The sequence below is a fragment of the Paenibacillus sp. FSL H7-0331 genome, from assembly GCF_001956045.1.
Genome location: NZ_MRTH01000033.1, coordinates 26,426 through 44,357 on the forward strand (window position 1 = coordinate 26,426; position 17,932 = coordinate 44,357).

Sequence of the window (17,932 nt, forward strand, 5' to 3'; positions counted from 1 at the left end):
TACAAAATATCGTCTTCTATCCCTCCTTCTCACAGTTTTAGGTATATATCCTCCTTTCCATGAGCCTGAAAGAGAGATGCCACTGGCATCTCCCGTAATTTCAACTCTATATTAACATGAGAGCAATGGCAGCAACATGAGACGATCTCAAGATTTGGTGGACTTGCTCAAGGAGCTGCCGATTGCTTTCTAAATTCACTTGGCGTAAGGCCCAGACGCTTTTTGAACAGACGGCTAAAATATTTCTCATCGGTATATCCGGTCTTCATGGCAATCTCATAGGTTTTTAAATTGGAGCCTTTCAGCAGCTGTTTGGCCTGGTCCAGCCGTACCTCCATAATATAATCCGACATATTCACTCCCTCGACCTGTTTAAACAAAAAACTTAAGTACACGGGTGACAGGTATACTTCCTTTGCGATCGATTCCAGCGTAATGCTTAAATGATAATTATCCCTTATAAAATGCTTCGTTTTCTCTACAACCGCATTTTTCCCCGCTTTTCTCAGGTCCACAGTGATGGTGAACAAGCGCTCCAAATACAGCCAGATTTCATCCTCCAGCTGCTCCAGAGAGGCTACTTCAATAAACCGCGAGATTTGATCGGTGGTCAGTAATTCGTCTGCCGTCAGTCTCGGATGCATTTCCACCAGCACGTGAGCCGCCGAGCTCATATTTTGCAGGGTCATTGATTTGGTCACTTGAACCGGATAATCGCGTTCCTTCAGATGGGTGACAAAGGAAGTCGTCCAGTTCCTCAGCTGCGCAGGGTTGCCAACCTTAAAAGCCAGACGCAAGTCCTCATCTATCGGGTAAAATGCAATCGACTTCTCCACAACATCAGCATGCTCCCACTCCAGATCATCGAGCCAAATAACTTCATTAGGGCCTGTATAATACTTATACTCCAATGCCGTGCTGGCCGATTCAAAGCTGGCCTTGGCATCAATGTTGAAGCTGGTACCGATTCTGGAAACGCCTACGGTAGCATAATAGTGAAGCGTCCTTCGCAGGTTGCCGACTAATAAAAGCAGGTCTGTTCGCAGCTGTTCTTTATCGCTCGTGGAGCCATTAATCACAATAACAAATCGTTGATGAGCTTCATGAAAAATAAATTTGTGCTTCCAGCAGGCTAACGTTTCTTCAGCAATATTGATAATAGCAAAATTCATCAGCTGCTGATCCTCATAGCTGTAGGGCTTGGGATGATCGGGGTCCTCCTCCACCTCCAGCACGGCCAATACATAAGCCCCCTCCTTCAGCCCGATCTGTAAAAAGGCCGATTTTTCCGCAAAAGATTCTGCGTTAATTTTGGCTCCCTCCAGAAGCGATAGCATAAACCGGTATACGATGAGCGGCAAATTTTCCTTTAGCTGGTTTTTGAGCTTCTTTTCCTCTTCCCACTCACGTTTAATTTGCAGTAAAACCTTTAACAGTTGGTCAATATCCGGCGGCTTCAATAAATAGTCGGACGCACCGAGCTTAATCGCCTTTTGTGCATAAGCAAATTCATCGTGCCCGCTCAATATGACGGCTTTGATCGGCAGGTTTCTTCTACCCACTTCCTCCAGCAGCTGCAAACCATCCATTCCCGGCATCTGACAGTCCACCAGTATCAAATCAGGTTCGTTCTTATGTATAAATTCCAAGCCTTCTTTGCCATTCTCCGCTGCTGGAAGCCAGACAAATCCATGCTCCTCCCAATTAATGAGCGCTCTAAGCGCCCGGGGCACAATTTCTTCGTCATCAATGACCATGATTTTCATACAATAACCTCCATTGCTCCTCGCTCTCGATCATCGGAAGACGCAGTGTCACTTTAGTTCCGACGAGCGGTTTGCTGTCAATCATAAGCTCATGCTCTGGACCAAACATCATCCGCAGCCGTTCGTTCACATTCCGAATTCCAAAGCCCTGCTTGCCTGAGGCGGAACCGTTTAGCAGATGCTCCTTCTTGTCAGGACTCAGACCGCAGCCGTTGTCCTCGATAACCATCACAATCTGGTGGTCCACAATCCGACCTGAAATGATGAGCACACCCGGCTCGTTTTTCCGTTCGTTGAAGGCGTGTAGAATCGCATTTTCCACAATTGGCTGCAGCAGCAATTTCATCGTCAAATATGAGCCTGCCTCAGGATCTATGTCATATTTAGGTGTAAACCGTTTTGGAAATCGCGCATGCTGGATGCTGATATAGGCTTTGATCTGGTTAATTTCCTGATCCAACGTATAGTAATCATGCCCCTTGTTCAATGACAGCCGGAACAGCTCGCTAAGTGAATGCACGACTCTTGCGGTCTGCTCATCGCCATTGATTTTGGAATTAAGAAAAATAAAATCAAGGGTGTTATATAAAAAATGAGGCTCAATCTGGGTTTGCAAGGTTTTCAGCTCGATGATCTTTTGATGCGTCTGACTTACATACACCTTTTGAATCAATTCATTCGTTTCCATCACCATCTCGTTATATTTGTGGCTCAGCATGCCAATCTCATCCTGCGAGGTGACAGCAACCTTTTGCTTGAAGTCGCCTCTTTTAAAATTATTCATCGATTTCAACAGTATTTTGATAGGAGACGTGATACTCTTGGACAATACGACCGATATCAGCCCAACGACGACCAACAAGGTTAGTGATAACAGTAGGGTCACCTTCAATAGGATGCCATGCTGCTTGTGAATCACCTCTAGCGGTATAAAGCTGACAATATTCCATTCATACGGCTCGATGATGGTGCTGGAAACAAAATAATCCTTGCCCCCGATCGTGTAGCTTTCGGAGTGGTCCTTTTGAAATACCTTTTCCTTGAGCTTCAGGTCTTCAGTCAGCCTTTTTTTCAGAGCTGCATCCTCATGCTTGCTTGTAACCAGGTTATAATTATTGTCAAAAATAAAAATGTTTGCGGAATTGACGATTTCGATATCTTTAATGATCTCTCCAATAGAATCACGATTAACACCCATGAAAAGCATCCCCAAGCTTTTATCATGGTCATAGGAATCGACAATTTTGCGGCCTACCATAATTTCATTGTAGCTGTGCCCAAAGGTAAAAAGCGAAGTACCGGAAAAGGTCCAGTAGGCACGCCCATCTCTGGCCGCGGTAGCGACATACAAGGGCTGATCCATCACCTCGGTATAAGGAATAACCTGGCGAAAATATTCGCTGAAGTCCCGGTACAGGAAGCCGTTCTCACCATAAATCACGAGGAAGGTCACATATTTTTTGGCGATTTTGATGTTTTCCAGATAATCAAAGCTGGCTCCTTCCTTTGCTGTCAGTGATTGGGACGCTTTGTCGCCGAGGACATGCTGCAGGCTTTCGTTATTCGTAATGTAGGAAGTGATATCCCCCGCATCATCCAGCATCAGCTTAATATTGTTGCCAATCAGCTTCATCGTTTGTGACTGATTACGGACGGACTCCTCCTCCAGAAAACGAGTCGCCATTGTATAGGAAAAGTATCCCAATGTAATTAAAGGGATCAAAACGAGCAGCAAGAAATACACGAACAGCTTGACCTGCAGACGTTTGAAAATGAACATAACCGGATGCCTCCCCGAAGCCGACTTACTATAAACGGTAAGAGTGTATGCCAAATGGCAGCCTACTGCTGAGCAGGCGGATGTTTCTCTCCATTCAATCTAACAGAAGGTGCTTTTAGTGTTCAAGGATTATTCGTCGATTGTGGATTTTCCCTTTATAAAGTCCACCAAACCTTTATTTTGTCACATTGTTGCAGATCGTTCAGGCAGATAAGATAGACAGTGTAGAAATTGAGAATGACCACAGGGAGGGTTAACCATGAATCAGAATTTGAACAAATGGAACCGAGGATCGATCCGGACAGGTGCAGCCGCAATGGCGCTTACGCTAGCACTTACGGGGTGCGGGGACAGTAAGGCTCCTGCTGCAGCAACCGATAAAACAGCAAAACCGCAGGCGAGTGAAATCGATTGGAAAACGGTAAAAGCGGATATTCGCTTTGTGTTCCCAGGTACTTCAGAGGCGGAAAAAGAGCTTGCCGAGCAATTCAAGACAAAAATGAAAGAGAAATACCCGAACGTCAATATCGAGTACATGTACTTGTCCTGGACGGATATGGAGAAAAAGCTGGCTGTCATGATCAGCTCCGGGGATAGTCCCGATATTACACAAACCCAGGATGTAACGAACCTCGTGCAGCTTGGCGGATTGGAGGATCTCACACCTTACTTTCAAAAGCAAGGCGTGCAGCTGAAGAAGGAGGATTTCCTTCCGGGGACGATGGAATATGCCCAGCAGGATGGCAAGCTGTATGCGGTACCGAATCTCGCGAACTCCTTCACGTTGGTTGTCAATGAGAAGATGCTGAATGAGGCTGGCATGAAGCTCGATGAGCTGAAAACGTGGGCAGATGTGGAAAAAGCAGCCAAGCAGATGACCAAGGATGGCAAATACGGCTTTGGCTACCCGCTCGGTGTGCCCCGTTTTGCATTCCGTGTTCCGTTCACGGCCGCTTACAGCAACGATCTGGTGCTTAACGATACGACCGAGGCGAGCAAGAAAAAGTATCTGGAGACGCTGGAGCATTTCAAAAATCTCGAAGCTTACCAGCCCAAATCACATATCACCTGGGGTTATCCGGAAATGTTCCGCGCCTTCAGTAATGGTGAGGTCGGGATGATCGCAGCGGGAACGTATTTTACGGCAAATGTGTACAGCATCAATCCTGATATTGTCAAGGTTTCACGGGCAATCGCTTATCCGAAGGGTCCTTCCGGCACGAAAGCCAAAGCTCCGGTATCCAACGTAGGTGTCGCGATGTTCAAGGGCAGCAAAAATAAAGATGTGGCCTGGAAGCTGATGGAGGAGTGGTCCTCACAGGAATATAACAGTACGCAGGCTGCTGTCGTTAACGTAACCGCTTTAAAAAGCACAAACCTCGACGAAATCGTCAAAAAAGCAGAAAAGGCTTACCCGAAAGCAATCGAGGGCCACAAAGTGCTGCTTAAGGATTTTAACGAATTACTGGCAACGTCCGGCGTACCGATGGATAAAATCCCCGGCCAAAGCGAGATGGAAACCGTCTTTCAGGAGCAGATCGTCAAGATGCTGACCGGTAAAAGCACAACAGAGGAAGCCTATAAAGGGATCAAGGAAGGCATTGACAAAATCAAGGATAAATTTAAATAGAGCTTGGACGGAATGGATGTGAAGAGAAATGTCGAAAATACTGGAATTTAGAGAAGCGGCTCCACAGGAAATTTTCCGTAGGGGCCGATGGAAATCTTTTGTTCACGCTTATGGCTTCGGTTATGTATTGCTAGCGCCTGTCGTACTGTACCTGATCGCTTTTCAATTTTATCCGTTGTTTGAAACGATCCGACTGAGCTTCTACGATTACTCGCTGATTTCGGGCAAACCGATGACATTTGCAGGCTTCGGAAATTACAAGGAATTACTGACCAATGACAAAGCCTTTTGGCGAATTTTCATTAACAGTCTCGTATGGGTTATCGGCTCTACGGCACTGCAATTTCTGATTGCCATCCCGGCTGCTTTGATTCTATTCTCCAAAATCCGTGGGCGCGGTTTATGGAGGGGGCTGATGATGGTACCCTGGGTATCCCCTGTGGTCATTATCGGCATCGTATGGAAATGGATATATGACGGTCATTACGGGTTATTCAATTACTATTTAAAAAGTCTGCATCTGATCCAGGACGATGTCATCTGGCTCGGCCACGATACACTGGTTTGGCCCGCTCTTCTGCTCACCTCTGCTTGGAAGGGATTCCCATACATCGCACTGATGCTTATTTCAGGACTTACAGGAATTTCCAAGGAAATGCTGGAGGCTGCCCATGTGGATGGAGCTACAGCCTGGCAGCGATTCACCCGCATTACACTGCCACTGCTCAAGCCGATCATGTATGTCACCGGACTGGTCAGCCTTGTGTCCTCGTGGACGAAATTCGAGATGATTTGGGCGCTGACCGGCGGTGGACCAGGCTATGCCACCAGCATACTGCCGACCTACCTGTATACGAACTCTTTTGTATATTTTGATTTGGGTAAAGGCTCAGCCATTGCATCCTTGTCCATGCTGCTCGTCATCATCATTGTTATGCTTTATTCTCGGCTGTTCGGCCGAAATATGGACTAGGAGGGGCTGAACCTGAAAGAATCCGCTGTACACCACATATCCAAATACATCTGGCTGCTGCTATTGATGGCTTTTACTCTGCTGCCCTTTTTCTGGCTGATCGATACGACGTTCAAAAAAGATACCGAAATGTTCGCCACTGTCCCTACATGGTGGATACAAGAGCCTACGTGGCAGCATTACCTGTGGGCGCTGCACGATAAGGGTCTGCAGCTAACCCGACTCCTTATGAATTCCATTATTGTTTGTGCAATTACTGCTTTCATTACCGGCTTTATTGCTTGCATCAGCGGTTATGGACTGGCGAGGTATAAGGTCCCCGGTATCGGACTCGTCGTTATTCTAATCGTACTGGCGCAAATGATCCAGGGGCCGCTTATCATGATTCCATGGTACAAGATGGCTTCCGCCTTTTCTCTATTAAACACGAAATCGATTCTGGTGCTTATCTATGGTACATTGACGATCCCGGTCGGGGTTTGGATCATGAGCGGCTTTTTCAAAACGATCCCTATCGAGCTGGAGGAAGCTGCCTACATGGACGGGGCCGGAAAGCTGAAAACACTATTCACCGTGATCATTCCTCTGGCGCTGCCAGGACTTGTAGCCATCAGCCTGTATGCGTTCATTCTTGGCTGGAACGATTACCAGTACGCGTTGATTTTGACCAACTCGATTTCAGCCAAGACGGTTCAGGTCGGGATCGCTGAGCTGATGGAAAGCATGGGCTCCACGAATTGGGGCGGACTGATGGCAAGCGGCGTCATCGTGATATTGCCGATCATCCTGATCTTTGCTTTGATCCAGAGATTCCTGATTGAAGGCATGACAGCCGGAAGTGTTAAGGGATAACCGACGATATCTTGCAGATACCTAGTTGATACCTTTACATCCGTAACGCCACATAGCCCATAATCAACGTTAATACAGCCAAGATGATCACAATATATATGAGCTTCCTTACCGACCTGTTGTTTTTCCTTTTATCGGCCTCTACATGAAGCACCTTCTGGACCGCATCAGCCATCAGATTAAATTTTTCTTCTGTTGTGTGAATGACGATTCCACCACAATGAGAGCAAAGTCGCTTAAACTCCGTTTGTTGAGAGCAGTGAGGGCACTCGACCATAATTTGTGACCACCTTTTAAAAAGAGCAGCCCGCTTGTGGCTGCTCTACGATTATTTGTGTCATTCCTCTTGTTGAACTCTGCTTCAACTTGCTTATCCGCGCTTACTGCTGTTTGCAGCATCGCAGAACTGCCTAAGCGCCTGCTCCACAATCGATCTTGGGCAAGCCAGATTGATACGCAGCCAGCCTTCTCCTTCGGTCCCAAATACCGAACCTTCGCTAAATGCCACTTTGGCCTGACGGAACATCAAGTCCTTAAGCCCTTTTATGTCTAGTCCAAGCTCCCGGCAATCCATCCACAATAGGTAGGTACCCTCCGGATATAGCGGCTTTACTTCCGGTAAATGCTCAGCCAAAAAGCCAAGTGTGTAATCCAGGTTTCCTTTGACATAGACCATCATTTCATCGAGCCAAGCTTCGCCTTCATTATAGGCAACCTCAACGGCATCCTGTGCAAAATGCTGCGCCATATGCAGGCTGAGTGTTTTGAGACGCTGATCGATTGTCCGTTTGAGGCTGGTGTTAGAGGTCACGATAAAGGATGTGTGCAGTCCTGGCAAATTAAACGTTTTGGTAGCAGCCAGGCACGTAATCGTGATGTCGGCCAGCTCAGGAGACAACGAAGCGAACGGTATGTGAGGGTGTCCCGGGAAGGTCAAGTCACAATGAATCTCATCGGATACGACGATTACCCCATACTGCAGGCAGAGCTCTCCCAGCTTGAGCAGCTCTTCACGCTCCCACACACGTCCTCCTGGATTGTGAGGGCTGCACAGCAGCAGCAATTTGGCGCCTCCCTTGAACAATGACTCCAAATGCTCATAATCCATCTCGAAGCGCCCATTTTGTAGAAGCAGCGAGTTTTTGGCAACAACACGTCCATTGCTTTGAATCACATCGTAGAAAGGGTAATACACAGGGGATTGGATGACTACCTGTCCACCTGGCTCGCTGAACAATTCCACTGCCAGACTTAGCGAGGTCACGATACTTGGTGAATCCGTTATCCAGTTGGTCTCAATATCCCAGTTGTGACGGCGTTTAAACCAATTTACAATCGATTCCAAGTAACTGTCCGTGCGGATTGCATATCCATAAATGCCCAGCTCGGCACGCTGCTTCAATACCTCCTGAATGGCAGGAGGAGCCAAAAAGTCCATATCAGCTACCCATAGCGGGAGAATATCCGGTTCCCCGAACAGCTTGCCGCCTTGATCCCATTTATATGAGCGAGTATTCCGTCTATCGTTTAATTGATCAAAATTGTAAGCCAAACAAGGTCACCTCATTATCGATTTTTTAAAATTATACCATTAGTGACGAGCCCTGTATAACAACATTTCTTGAACATCCCGATAAACGAAGCTTTACCTATGGACTGCAGCTTCTATGCTTTGTTAGGAATTCTGGTATCGATCTCGCAATCCGCGACTACCAGCACATCCATATGCCTTGCGCGGCGAAGCAGATTTTTCACTATCGAGCCTTGCCACAGCTCCTTCCAGATCGATAGCCTGGACTGTCCCATAATGATCTGCGTGGTTTTGTAGACATTTGCCTTGCTTACCAAAGCCTCGGGTATTTGCTTACGATGTTCAGCCTTCAGCGTTTCAAAGGTTCCACCCAAGCGGTTTGTCAGCTTCCTTAGCGCCTCAACCCGCTCCAGTAATTCATCTGTGGACGAGATTTGCACATAGGTGACATACCAAGCCGCTTTCAATCTATGGGCAATTCGAAAGCCTCGACGTATCAAGCGCTCTGCCTGTGGGGTGGCATCAATACACACATAAATAACCTCCTGTCTGCGCCAAGGACCACGAAGAGAATTGCTTCTCTCCCAGGATTCCAGACGTTCATCCACATCATCCGCGATCTCTCGCAAGGCAAGCTCCCTCAAGGCAATCAGGTTAACGGTTTTAAAAAAATTGTTAATGGCTTGATCCACCTTATCCATCGCATAGATTTTGCCTTCTCTCATCCGCTGCTGCAGCGATTGCGGCGCCACATCGATCAGTTGTACCTCGTCAGCAAGTCTCAGAATATGATCCGGAACCGTCTCCCTGACACGGACTCCCGTAATTTGCTCTATAGCATCATTCAGGCTTTCCAGATGCTGCACGTTGACGGTTGAAATGACGGAGATCCCTGCCGCCAAAATATCAAGCACATCCTCGTACCTTTTCTTATTTTTACTTCCCGGTACATTCGTATGTGCCAATTCATCGACAAGAACCACATCCGGATTACGCCGGATCACTTCCTCTGCATCCATTTCCTCCAGACGAGTTCCCCGGTAATCCATAACTTTACGTGGAATCAGCTCCAGTGTGCCGATCTGTGCTGCCGTTTCCTTGCGACCGTGTGTTTCCAGCAGACCAATCAGCACCTGAATTCCTTTTTTATCGAGATCGTTGCCATCACGCAGCATGGTGTACGTTTTGCCCACGCCTGGCGCAGCGCCTATATACACTTTAAATGTTCCGCGTTTGATCTGCATAATTTTGCGTTCAACCTCCTGAGAACTCAAGCGGCGGAACCACTCTTCCTCTTCCTTAGGTTTCGATAGCCTGGCAGGCAGGATTCGCTCCCCTTCATGCTCCGCGCGGTCTGCGACCATGAAGATGTCGATATTTCTCGTTTGCTTCAGCATGTCGTGGACAATAGAGCCTTGCCAGAACTCCACCCAGCGTGATTGCTTGGAATGACCGAGAACAATTCGGGTTATGTTATGATCCAGAGCGTACTTAACAAGAACCTTGGGCAGGGAACGGCGGGCACATAGCGGAAGCTCGTCGAATTCCCCGCCTACCTTTTTAACCAATTTGACGATGGACCGCTTGAAGGTTGCTTCCACCTTGGACAGCTCTTTTTGAGGATTGACAAAAGTAACCACTCGCAAGTCGCCATTCAGACGTTTGGCAATTTGCTGGCCTCTTCGTACGTAGATCGATCCATTCCAGTGATACTGCGCTGATACGAGAATACGCTCTGTTGCACCGGAGGGACCGATCAAACCTAACTCATCTCTATGCTTATCAAGGGAATCATTAACACCCTCAGCCATTAAGCGTAAAGACAATTCCCGCAGCACAGCCAGATTGCCCCTCTTGAATAAAGCAGATCCTTTGCCAAAATGCAGGTGGCCCTCTGCTGCCCGATTTAACAAGGTTTCCGGCGTGGCATCGATCAGTACAACTTCATCGGCAATTTCCAGTGTATCTGCAGGTACGGTTTCCTGGGCTTCCACTCCCGTTAATTTCCTGGCTAATTCCGTAACCCCTTCCAGCTCGTATACGTTGACTGTTGAGATCACGCTAATCCCGTGGTTGATTAAGAATCGAATATCTTCCATACGTGTGGCGTATTGGGCATCCTTGCGATTGCGATGAGCCAAACCATCTACCAATACAACTTCGGGATTACGTTTAATAAGTGCATCCAGATTCAAGTCTTTTTTTTCAACATTTTCTTTCATCCAATGTATGCTTGGAACCCGTTCCAAGTCTCCGATCTGCTCGACCGTTTCGGGACGCTGCATGGTGGACACGGCACATATTACCACGTCGATACCCTGATTTTTCAAATGCTGACCTTCGCGCAGCATATGATACGTTTTCCCCGAACCGCTGACCGCACCAATATATACCTTTAATCGACCTCTATGCAGCTTGGAAATCGATAACAGAATCTCCTCTGGTGTTTTGCGTTTAAAATTTTCCATGAACGCCTCCATGCACATTGATTCGATCGTTTATATGTGTCCACTCATAGGATGAGGAAAAGGAAAAGTCCGATAAAGCCAGAGCTTTACCAGAACTTTTCCTTCTATAAAGAGCTACTTCAGCAAGGCGCTCAATGCCAAGTTTAATTTTAACACATTGACCCGGGGTTCACCGAACAATCCCAAGTCCCTTCCTTCGGTTGTTTGCTCTACAAGCTGCTGCAGCTTGGCTTCGGGAATTCCGTTCAGCTTGCTGATTCTTGGAACCTGAACGAGAGCCGATTGCGGACTGATATGCGGATCAAGTCCCGAGCCTGAGTTGGTAATCAGGTCAATCGGCAATTGACTCACCGGAACAGCAGGATTGTTGGTCTTCCAGTCCTCAATCGATTCCTGCGTCCGCTTCAGCATGTCAGGATTGGATGCCGCATAGTTATTGGACCCTGAAGCCTCTGCCTTGTAATCAATACTTGATACTCTGCCTTGAAAGTATTTGGGATCAGCAAACTTTTGTCCGATCAATTCCGAGCCCACGATCTGTCCCTTGCTGTTGTAAATCATACTGCCATTCGCATTTGCAGGCATCAGCACCTGTGCGACCCCGGTGCATACCAGAGGATAAATGATTCCACAACATACAAGAAATACTAGACTAACCCGAATCACGATTCCCAAAGAAAAGCTTGCTGTGTTTGACGCAGCATGTTCCGATTTATCCATTCTTTTATACCCTCTTTTCTGATAGATGTTGATACCGTTGCGAGATCAAGATTCACCGTACTTCTAAATCCATAAATGCACCATCAGATCAATAAGCTTGATGCCTAAGAACGGCACTACGATCCCGCCAAATCCATAAATAAACAGATTGCGCTGCAGGAGCTTATTTGAGCTCATCGGTTTATAGCCAACCCCTCGCATAGCAAGCGGGATCAAGAGCGGAATAATAATTGCATTGAAGACCAAAGCGGACAAAATCGCTGACAATGGGGAGCCGAGCCTCATAACATTGAGTGCCTCCATCTGTGGAATCGCGAGCGTAAACATGGCCGGAATGATAGCGAAATATTTGGCCACATCGTTAGCGATACTAAAGGTTGTCAAAGCACCACGCGTCATCAGCAGCTGCTTGCCAATTGCCACTACCTCGATAATTTTGGATGGGTCCGAATCCAGATCAACCATGTTGGCTGCTTCTTTGGCCGCTGTCGTACCGCTGTTCATCGCAAGCCCTACATCCGCTTGTGCAAGTGCCGGTGCATCATTCGTACCGTCTCCAGTCATTGCAACCAGCTTTCCTTCCGCTTGCTCTTTACGGATAACGGCAATTTTATCCTCGGGCTTGCTCTCGGCTATAAACTCATCCACACCAGCCTCACGGGCAATGGTAGCTGCAGTCAGCGGATTATCACCCGTACACATGATCGTTTTGATGCCCATCCTGCGAAGCTGCTCAAACCGCTCCTTCATCCCCGGCTTCACGGTGTCCTTCAAATATATGAGCCCGAGGATATGGTTATCTAGCGCTACAGCGAGCGGTGTACCGCCCTCTGATGCAATCGCATTGCCTTTGAGCTCCAGATCACTCGGAACGGCTCCTCCTTGAGATTCCACCCATTTTCTTACCGAATCCACAGCTCCCTTACGTACCTTACGTCCATCTGACAAATCGATTCCGCTCATCCGGGTTTCCGCTTTAAACTCGATAAATACCCCGTCCTCGGCAATTGAGCTGTCATAGGCCATTCCTTGCTTTTTCATTAATTCCAGCACCGAACGCCCTTCAGGTGTTTCATCCTTGAGCGAGCTGATCGCAGCCCATTCACCCAAAACCGCTATGTTCTCGGAGTCTACAGGAGTAAACTCGCTGGCCATCCGGTTACCGAATGTAATCGTCCCTGTTTTATCCAAAATCATCGTATTAATATCCCCAGCGGCTTCGACCGCTTTACCTGACATGGCAAGAACATTAAACTGGGTCACGCGGTCCATCCCTGCAATCCCGATAGCTGATAGTAAACCGCCAATTGTCGTAGGGATCAGACATACCAGCAAAGAAATCAATACCGGGATATCCAATTGAATGTCCAGATATTTGGCAATCGGAGCCAAGGTGACGACAACAATAAGGAAAATCAACGTCAAACTGGTGAGCAGCGTGTTCAGCGCAATTTCATTCGGTGTTTTTTGCCGCTTGGCACCTTCAACCAAAGCAATCATCCGGTCGATAAACGATTCCCCGGGATCATTCGTAATTCTCACTTTGATCTTGTCGCTGACAACACGGGTACCACCTGTTACCGAATTGAAGTCGCCTCCTGCTTCCTTAATCACTGGAGCGGATTCTCCTGTAATGGCGGATTCGTCTACAGAAGCCAGTCCTTCAATCACTTCTCCATCCCCCGGTATCATTTCTCCTTGAGAAACAACGACGATATCTCCTTTACGCAGCTCGGTGGACGGAACCAGCTTCAATCCTCCGTTCACCACTTTATTGGCGCTGATCTCTTTTTTGGATTGTTTCAGTGAATCGGCCTGTGCTTTCCCGCGGCCTTCAGCAAGTGCTTCTGCAAAATTTGCAAACAGCAGAGTGAAGAGCAGAATCGCAAATACAGTTACGTTAAACCCCATACTTTGACCCGTACCAAAATATCCTGGAAAAATCGTCATCAGCAGCACGATCAAGGTGCCAACCTCAACAACAAACATGACCGGATTTTTCATCATAGTCATCGGATTCAACTTCACAAAGCTGTCTTTGACGGCATTGCGAAGGATGTCACCAGATAAGCTTTTTTTTCTATTGGTTTGCATGAATCATGTCCACTCCTTCCATTAACGAATCGTCAAATGCTCGGCTATCGGGCCCAATACAATACCAGGCAAGAACGTCAGAGCGCCTATAATTAAAACCGTTCCTATTAGAATACCGACGAACAAACGGTTATCTGTGCGAAAAGTTCCGATAGTTTCGGGAACCCACTGTTTGCGCAGCATCGCCCCCGCTACCGCCAGCATCGCTACCATCGAAATATAGCGGCCGAACAGCATCACAACTCCCGTAGATATATTCCAGAATGGCGTATTATCGCCCAATCCTTCGAACCCCGAACCATTGTTAGCCGCGGAGGATGTAAATTCATACAGAACTTGTGAAATGCCATGAAAGCCCGGATTCGTTATTCCCGCTTTTCCTAAATCAGTAGCCAGCGCAACTGCGGTTGACGCCAAAATAATGAGTGGATGCGCCAGAATCGCAATAGCAATCAGCTTGATTTCGCGTGCTTCTATTTTTCGACCGAGAAACTCCGGTGTCCGACCGACCATTAACCCCGCCAGGAATACCGCCAATATCGCATACATCAGCATATTAACGAGCCCAACGCCCTTACCGCCAAATACGCAGTTCAGCATCATGAGAGCCATTGGCGTGATGCCGCCAAGCGGTGTCAGTGTGTCGTGCATCGTATTGACACTGCCAGTTGTCGCCGCTGTCGTTACGGTAGCGAACAGTGCCGATTGCGGGATACCAAAGCGGACCTCTTTGCCTTCCATACTGCCCTGTGCTGCATCGATGCCCAATCTGTTCATGACGGGATTACCGCTCGACTCCGCAGCATAAATAAGGGACAGAAACATAATAAATAAGATCATCATCGAGGAAAAAATAACCCAACCCTGCTTGCGGTTTTTGGCAAACAAGCCGTACGTGTAAGGAAGCGCAGCAGATAAAACCCACATCGATAAAATTTCAATCACATTGGTCAACGGATTCGGATTCTCAAATGGATGAGCCGAGTTCACTCCAAAAAATCCGCCGCCATTCGTACCGATATGCTTGATCGATTCCAGTGCCGCCACCGGCCCGATAGCAATTTGCTGCTCGGCCCCCTCCAGCGTCGTAGCGGTTATTGTAGGCTGCAAAGTCAGCGGAACCTGAAGAGCCACAAGCAGAAGAGTCACTACAAAAGCAAACGGGAAAAATACACGAATATGCGCTTTTACAAAATCCTCGAAAAAATTGCCTATCGTTTCCCCTTTACTCGTAATTCCTCTGACAAAGGCAATGGCGACGGAAAACCCGGTTGCTGCCGAGGTGAACATCATCATAATAATGACAGCCATCTGCGAAAAATACGACAAGCCCGACTCCCCGCTGTAATGCTGCAGATTCGTGTTGGTCATAAAGCTGATGACCGTATTGAAGGTCAGCGTTTCTTCCATGTTGTCAATCCCGTTCGGATTAAGCGGCAAATATTTTTGTAGCCTCAAAATCAAATAGCTTATAGCCACGAGGACGATATTCGTAACAATAAAACTGAGCGCGTAGGTTTTCCAGGTCATACCTTTTCGTTCCTTTAAACCAATCATTGCAAAAATCGGTCTTTCGATGAACCCGAACCACTTGTCAGTCCGATTCGCTTCATTAGAGAATACGTTATAGAGATAGGTGCCTACAGGTTTAACCAACAGCACCAAAATGACAATAACGACGGCAATTTGCAAAATGCCCATTTGTTTGTTTCCTCCTCAGAGTTTTGCTTTAGCAAAACTTTCTTCGTAAGCATGTGCTGAGTTTTGCTTTAGCAAAACTGACTTCGTAAAGATTGGTGAAAAAGTCCGCTGCACGGTCAAATCATTCTTCCGATCGCTTCGGCTTCTCCAGAACGATTCCGCCCATTCCGCTAATAATTCACCGGACTACTCATTTATTAAAATTTTTCTGGATTAACCAAGGCGTAGGCCAGATAAAGAAAAATAAATATTGTAAAAATAATGACAACGATCATAAACGCTCGCCTCCTGAGTCTTCAATAACACGCCCGCACCACATCAAAAATCCACTGAACAGCGCGTAAGCAATGGCTAGCATCAGTACCATATATAGATCCAACATGGTTACCCCTCCTATGTTTATCTTAGCTTCCAAATAGAAGCTTGCCCTTACTTCACATGTGTTTGAATTAAAAAGGAAACATCCTCGCTTGTCGTATGAATCACATAGGCAGCGCCGAGTCCTTTGTAGACCAGACGAGGATTACTCGTATGGGTGATGACATAAATAGGCTTGGAGGTCCATCTGCGGCACATTTGAATATAACGGCAGCACAGATTCAGGCTTCGCTCAAAAATAAACACCTTCCCGATAGTAAACTCTGGAAGAGTCCAGTTGATTTGTTCTGTAGTATCTACCATTACAATATTTTTTACACCAATATTGACCAGTCTTTGCTTTTCTCCCTGGTTGTTGGCAATAGCTGCAAAACGCAAGCCTTGCTTCAGCAATTGAAGGATGAAGCCTTCTCCCGTTTTATTGGGTGCCGAAACCAAAATGACTTCCTGTTGTTCCATTTCAATCTTCCTCCTATGATGTCAAAAAGGAGACAACAAAAAGAAGCCTACGAAAAGAGCGGAACTCTTCTCGTGGCTTCTGAAAACACAGTTATACAAACCGTGTCTTACGCACGACAATTGTTGCCTCTCCCTATACGCTTACGAGGTTAGCTGTCGGATTCGGGCTAGAGAGTAGCCCTACCCCCGGGCATCGAAGATGCCCAGAGGATTCACCCCATGAAGCTCGTGTATCTGACTACGAAATGATCGAATCAGGTATCACGCGCTTCTTTGGTTCCCCCGTTCCTTTTAAATTCAAGGACTCAGCGATAAAGTGCATGTTTCATTTTCAATTACAGACAATCCCTTACAAATCTACATTTCATATATACCTCATGGTCGTTGAACACGATCACAAGCTTCATCATCCTCTCTCATAAAAACGACGCTCTCGAACCCCTATGAACCGGTTCATAGGGCTGAAGATGTTCAGCCGTTACTTGGAAAACTTTGTTTGGAATCATGAGATGTATCATACGCCAGCCGCTTAACACTGTAAATAAATACCGCATGGCATACAAGGCTATAATTGACTTGCATGGTATCCAAATCCTTTTCATGCTCTCGATATCTGCATCCATCTCTCGATATCTCCGTTTTACGAAGAAAAATCCAAATACCCAGCATGAGCTAGCATAGATATAGATAATAAAGGGAAATCAGGATTGATTCCGCTTTCATCGAGCTTTTAAGCAAAAAAGGCTTAATTATGATGCGGATTGAGGTTTTACATTATTTAACGGCGAGCGTATGATACATTTCATTAACTCAACAACTCCATATCATCCATTATCAACGCTTAATTCCCATATAGGGAAACGGGGGACCCAGTTTAAGCTATCTAGGATAGATACCTTATAGGGGTGAATCCTCTTGGCATCTTCGATGCCCGGGGGTAGGGCACTCTCAAGCCCGAATCCGACAGCTAACCTCGTAAGCGATTTGAGAGAGAAGCACACTCGTGTCTCCCTGACCTTATTTATTGATGCAAAGGAAGCCCGAGAGTAGAGTTTCTCTGCTCTCGGGCTTCCTTTGGTTTGTCCAAATTCAAAAAATGTAGAGGAGTGCAAGTATCATGCTAAAGCTCGCCGACCCATTGACCGTACCCACTGAATTTTCCTTGGTACCCTACAAAATCGGTTCCATGGAGATTTACCAATTTGATTGTCTTCTATTGAAAGGCCGAATCCCGCAAATCACTTCCGATGGCTCCTGCGGATTATTGAAAATATCCAGCCGCGGATGGAATGGTTGGGCAGAATGGAATCTCCCCTGCTGCGGCAATAAATTCGACCTGATCCAATGGGCTTCGGTTTTAATCAAATTAAAGGGACTTACCATTACCGATGCATTTGCTTTTGTAAATACCAAACAGCAAGCATGGGGTACAGAGCGATGTGAGTTGGTCAAAGCCGCTTTACATGACCTTGTCACTCAAATCCATAATCAGAATACCAAGCAGCTATCTGATGCCAATGGCATCATTCTGGAACGTTCCAGGCTAATCGAACAGTCACGATCTTATTTTTCCTTTTGAA

The 17,932-nt window shown here is 46.8% G+C and carries 14 protein-coding genes and 2 riboswitches; of the genes, 4 read left to right on the forward strand and 10 right to left on the reverse strand.

From position 1 onward, the window contains the following. Positions 1-167: 167 nt before the first annotated feature. Together BK127_RS31780 and BK127_RS31785 are read right to left on the reverse strand one after the other, a co-directional pair. Entirely contained in the window at positions 168-1,766 is a 1,599-nt protein-coding gene (locus BK127_RS31780) for a response regulator transcription factor (RefSeq protein WP_076236125.1), read from the reverse strand. Next, positions 1,747-3,546: a sensor histidine kinase gene (locus BK127_RS31785; RefSeq protein WP_076236126.1), complete on the reverse strand. Its 1,800-nt coding sequence runs from the start codon at positions 3,544-3,546 to the stop codon at positions 1,747-1,749. Before BK127_RS31785 ends, BK127_RS31780 begins: the two co-directional genes overlap by 20 nt. Before the next feature lie 259 nt (positions 3,547-3,805). Between BK127_RS31785 and BK127_RS31790 the strand changes: the two genes are divergently transcribed. From BK127_RS31790 to BK127_RS31800, 3 genes are all read left to right on the forward strand, one after another. Then, entirely contained in the window at positions 3,806-5,176 is a 1,371-nt protein-coding gene (locus BK127_RS31790) for an ABC transporter substrate-binding protein (protein WP_076236127.1), read from the forward strand. Between the two features lie 28 nt (positions 5,177-5,204). Further along, positions 5,205-6,149 carry a carbohydrate ABC transporter permease gene (locus BK127_RS31795; RefSeq protein WP_076236128.1) on the forward strand — a complete coding sequence of 315 codons (945 nt, stop codon included), beginning with the start codon at positions 5,205-5,207 and terminating at the stop codon, positions 6,147-6,149. 66 nt (positions 6,150-6,215) lie between these two features. Then, a complete protein-coding gene (locus BK127_RS31800) occupies positions 6,216-7,001 on the forward strand; it encodes a carbohydrate ABC transporter permease (RefSeq protein ID WP_076236129.1) in 786 nt (261 codons plus the stop codon). Positions 7,002-7,035: 34 nt separating this feature from the next. On the opposite strand, the gene BK127_RS31805 is transcribed toward BK127_RS31800, so the two are convergent. From BK127_RS31805 to BK127_RS31835, 8 genes are all read right to left on the reverse strand, one after another. Beyond that, entirely contained in the window at positions 7,036-7,278 is a 243-nt protein-coding gene (locus BK127_RS31805; RefSeq protein ID WP_076236130.1) for a hypothetical protein, read from the reverse strand. A gap of 93 nt (positions 7,279-7,371) precedes the next feature. After that, positions 7,372-8,553: a MalY/PatB family protein gene (locus BK127_RS31810; RefSeq protein ID WP_076236131.1), complete on the reverse strand. Its 1,182-nt coding sequence runs from the start codon at positions 8,551-8,553 to the stop codon at positions 7,372-7,374. Positions 8,554-8,666: 113 nt separating this feature from the next. Continuing rightward, on the reverse strand, positions 8,667-11,000 hold the full coding sequence (locus BK127_RS31815) for a histidine kinase (RefSeq protein ID WP_076236132.1): 2,334 nt from the start codon (positions 10,998-11,000) through the stop codon (positions 8,667-8,669). Between the two features lie 114 nt (positions 11,001-11,114). Then, positions 11,115-11,720 carry a potassium-transporting ATPase subunit KdpC gene (kdpC, locus tag BK127_RS31820; RefSeq protein ID WP_076236133.1) on the reverse strand — a complete coding sequence of 202 codons (606 nt, stop codon included), beginning with the start codon at positions 11,718-11,720 and terminating at the stop codon, positions 11,115-11,117. A gap of 63 nt (positions 11,721-11,783) precedes the next feature. Beyond that, complete coding sequence (kdpB, locus tag BK127_RS31825) at positions 11,784-13,814, reverse strand: potassium-transporting ATPase subunit KdpB (RefSeq protein WP_076236134.1); 2,031 nt, start codon at positions 13,812-13,814, stop codon at positions 11,784-11,786. Between the two features lie 21 nt (positions 13,815-13,835). After that, a complete protein-coding gene (kdpA, locus tag BK127_RS31830) occupies positions 13,836-15,515 on the reverse strand; it encodes a potassium-transporting ATPase subunit KdpA (protein WP_076236135.1) in 1,680 nt (559 codons plus the stop codon). 197 nt (positions 15,516-15,712) lie between these two features. Then, on the reverse strand, positions 15,713-15,790 hold the full coding sequence (locus tag BK127_RS45860) for a potassium-transporting ATPase subunit F (protein ID WP_083689755.1): 78 nt from the start codon (positions 15,788-15,790) through the stop codon (positions 15,713-15,715). Positions 15,791-15,944: 154 nt separating this feature from the next. Next, positions 15,945-16,352: a hypothetical protein gene (locus BK127_RS31835; RefSeq protein ID WP_076236136.1), complete on the reverse strand. Its 408-nt coding sequence runs from the start codon at positions 16,350-16,352 to the stop codon at positions 15,945-15,947. Between the two features lie 122 nt (positions 16,353-16,474). Then, positions 16,475-16,673, reverse strand: a riboswitch (cyclic di-AMP (ydaO/yuaA leader). Positions 16,674-17,180: 507 nt separating this feature from the next. Then, positions 17,181-17,350: riboswitch (cyclic di-AMP (ydaO/yuaA leader) on the forward strand. 119 nt (positions 17,351-17,469) lie between these two features. On the opposite strand from BK127_RS31835, the gene BK127_RS31845 reads away from it, so the two are divergent. Next, positions 17,470-17,931: a hypothetical protein gene (locus BK127_RS31845; RefSeq protein ID WP_076236138.1), complete on the forward strand. Its 462-nt coding sequence runs from the start codon at positions 17,470-17,472 to the stop codon at positions 17,929-17,931. Position 17,932 lies beyond the last annotated feature (1 nt).

Bases quoted from the DNA above. Each gene is read 5' to 3' on its own strand.
- BK127_RS31780 (WP_076236125.1), bottom strand. From the start codon at position 1,766: ATGAAAATCATGGTCATTGATGACGAAGAAATTGTGCCCCGGGCGCTT.
- BK127_RS31785 (WP_076236126.1), bottom strand. From the start codon at position 3,546: ATGTTCATTTTCAAACGTCTGCAGGTCAAGCTGTTCGTGTATTTCTTG.
- BK127_RS31790 (WP_076236127.1), top strand. From the start codon at position 3,806: ATGAATCAGAATTTGAACAAATGGAACCGAGGATCGATCCGGACAGGT.
- BK127_RS31795 (WP_076236128.1), top strand. From the start codon at position 5,205: ATGTCGAAAATACTGGAATTTAGAGAAGCGGCTCCACAGGAAATTTTC.
- BK127_RS31800 (WP_076236129.1), top strand. From the start codon at position 6,216: ATGGCTTTTACTCTGCTGCCCTTTTTCTGGCTGATCGATACGACGTTC.
- BK127_RS31805 (WP_076236130.1), bottom strand. From the start codon at position 7,278: ATGGTCGAGTGCCCTCACTGCTCTCAACAAACGGAGTTTAAGCGACTT.
- BK127_RS31815 (WP_076236132.1), bottom strand. From the start codon at position 11,000: ATGGAAAATTTTAAACGCAAAACACCAGAGGAGATTCTGTTATCGATT.
- kdpC (WP_076236133.1), bottom strand. From the start codon at position 11,720: ATGGATAAATCGGAACATGCTGCGTCAAACACAGCAAGCTTTTCTTTG.
- kdpB (WP_076236134.1), bottom strand. From the start codon at position 13,814: ATGCAAACCAATAGAAAAAAAAGCTTATCTGGTGACATCCTTCGCAAT.
- kdpA (WP_076236135.1), bottom strand. From the start codon at position 15,515: ATGGGCATTTTGCAAATTGCCGTCGTTATTGTCATTTTGGTGCTGTTG.
- BK127_RS45860 (WP_083689755.1), bottom strand. From the start codon at position 15,790: ATGATCGTTGTCATTATTTTTACAATATTTATTTTTCTTTATCTGGCC.
- BK127_RS31835 (WP_076236136.1), bottom strand. From the start codon at position 16,352: ATGGAACAACAGGAAGTCATTTTGGTTTCGGCACCCAATAAAACGGGA.
- BK127_RS31845 (WP_076236138.1), top strand. From the start codon at position 17,470: ATGCTAAAGCTCGCCGACCCATTGACCGTACCCACTGAATTTTCCTTG.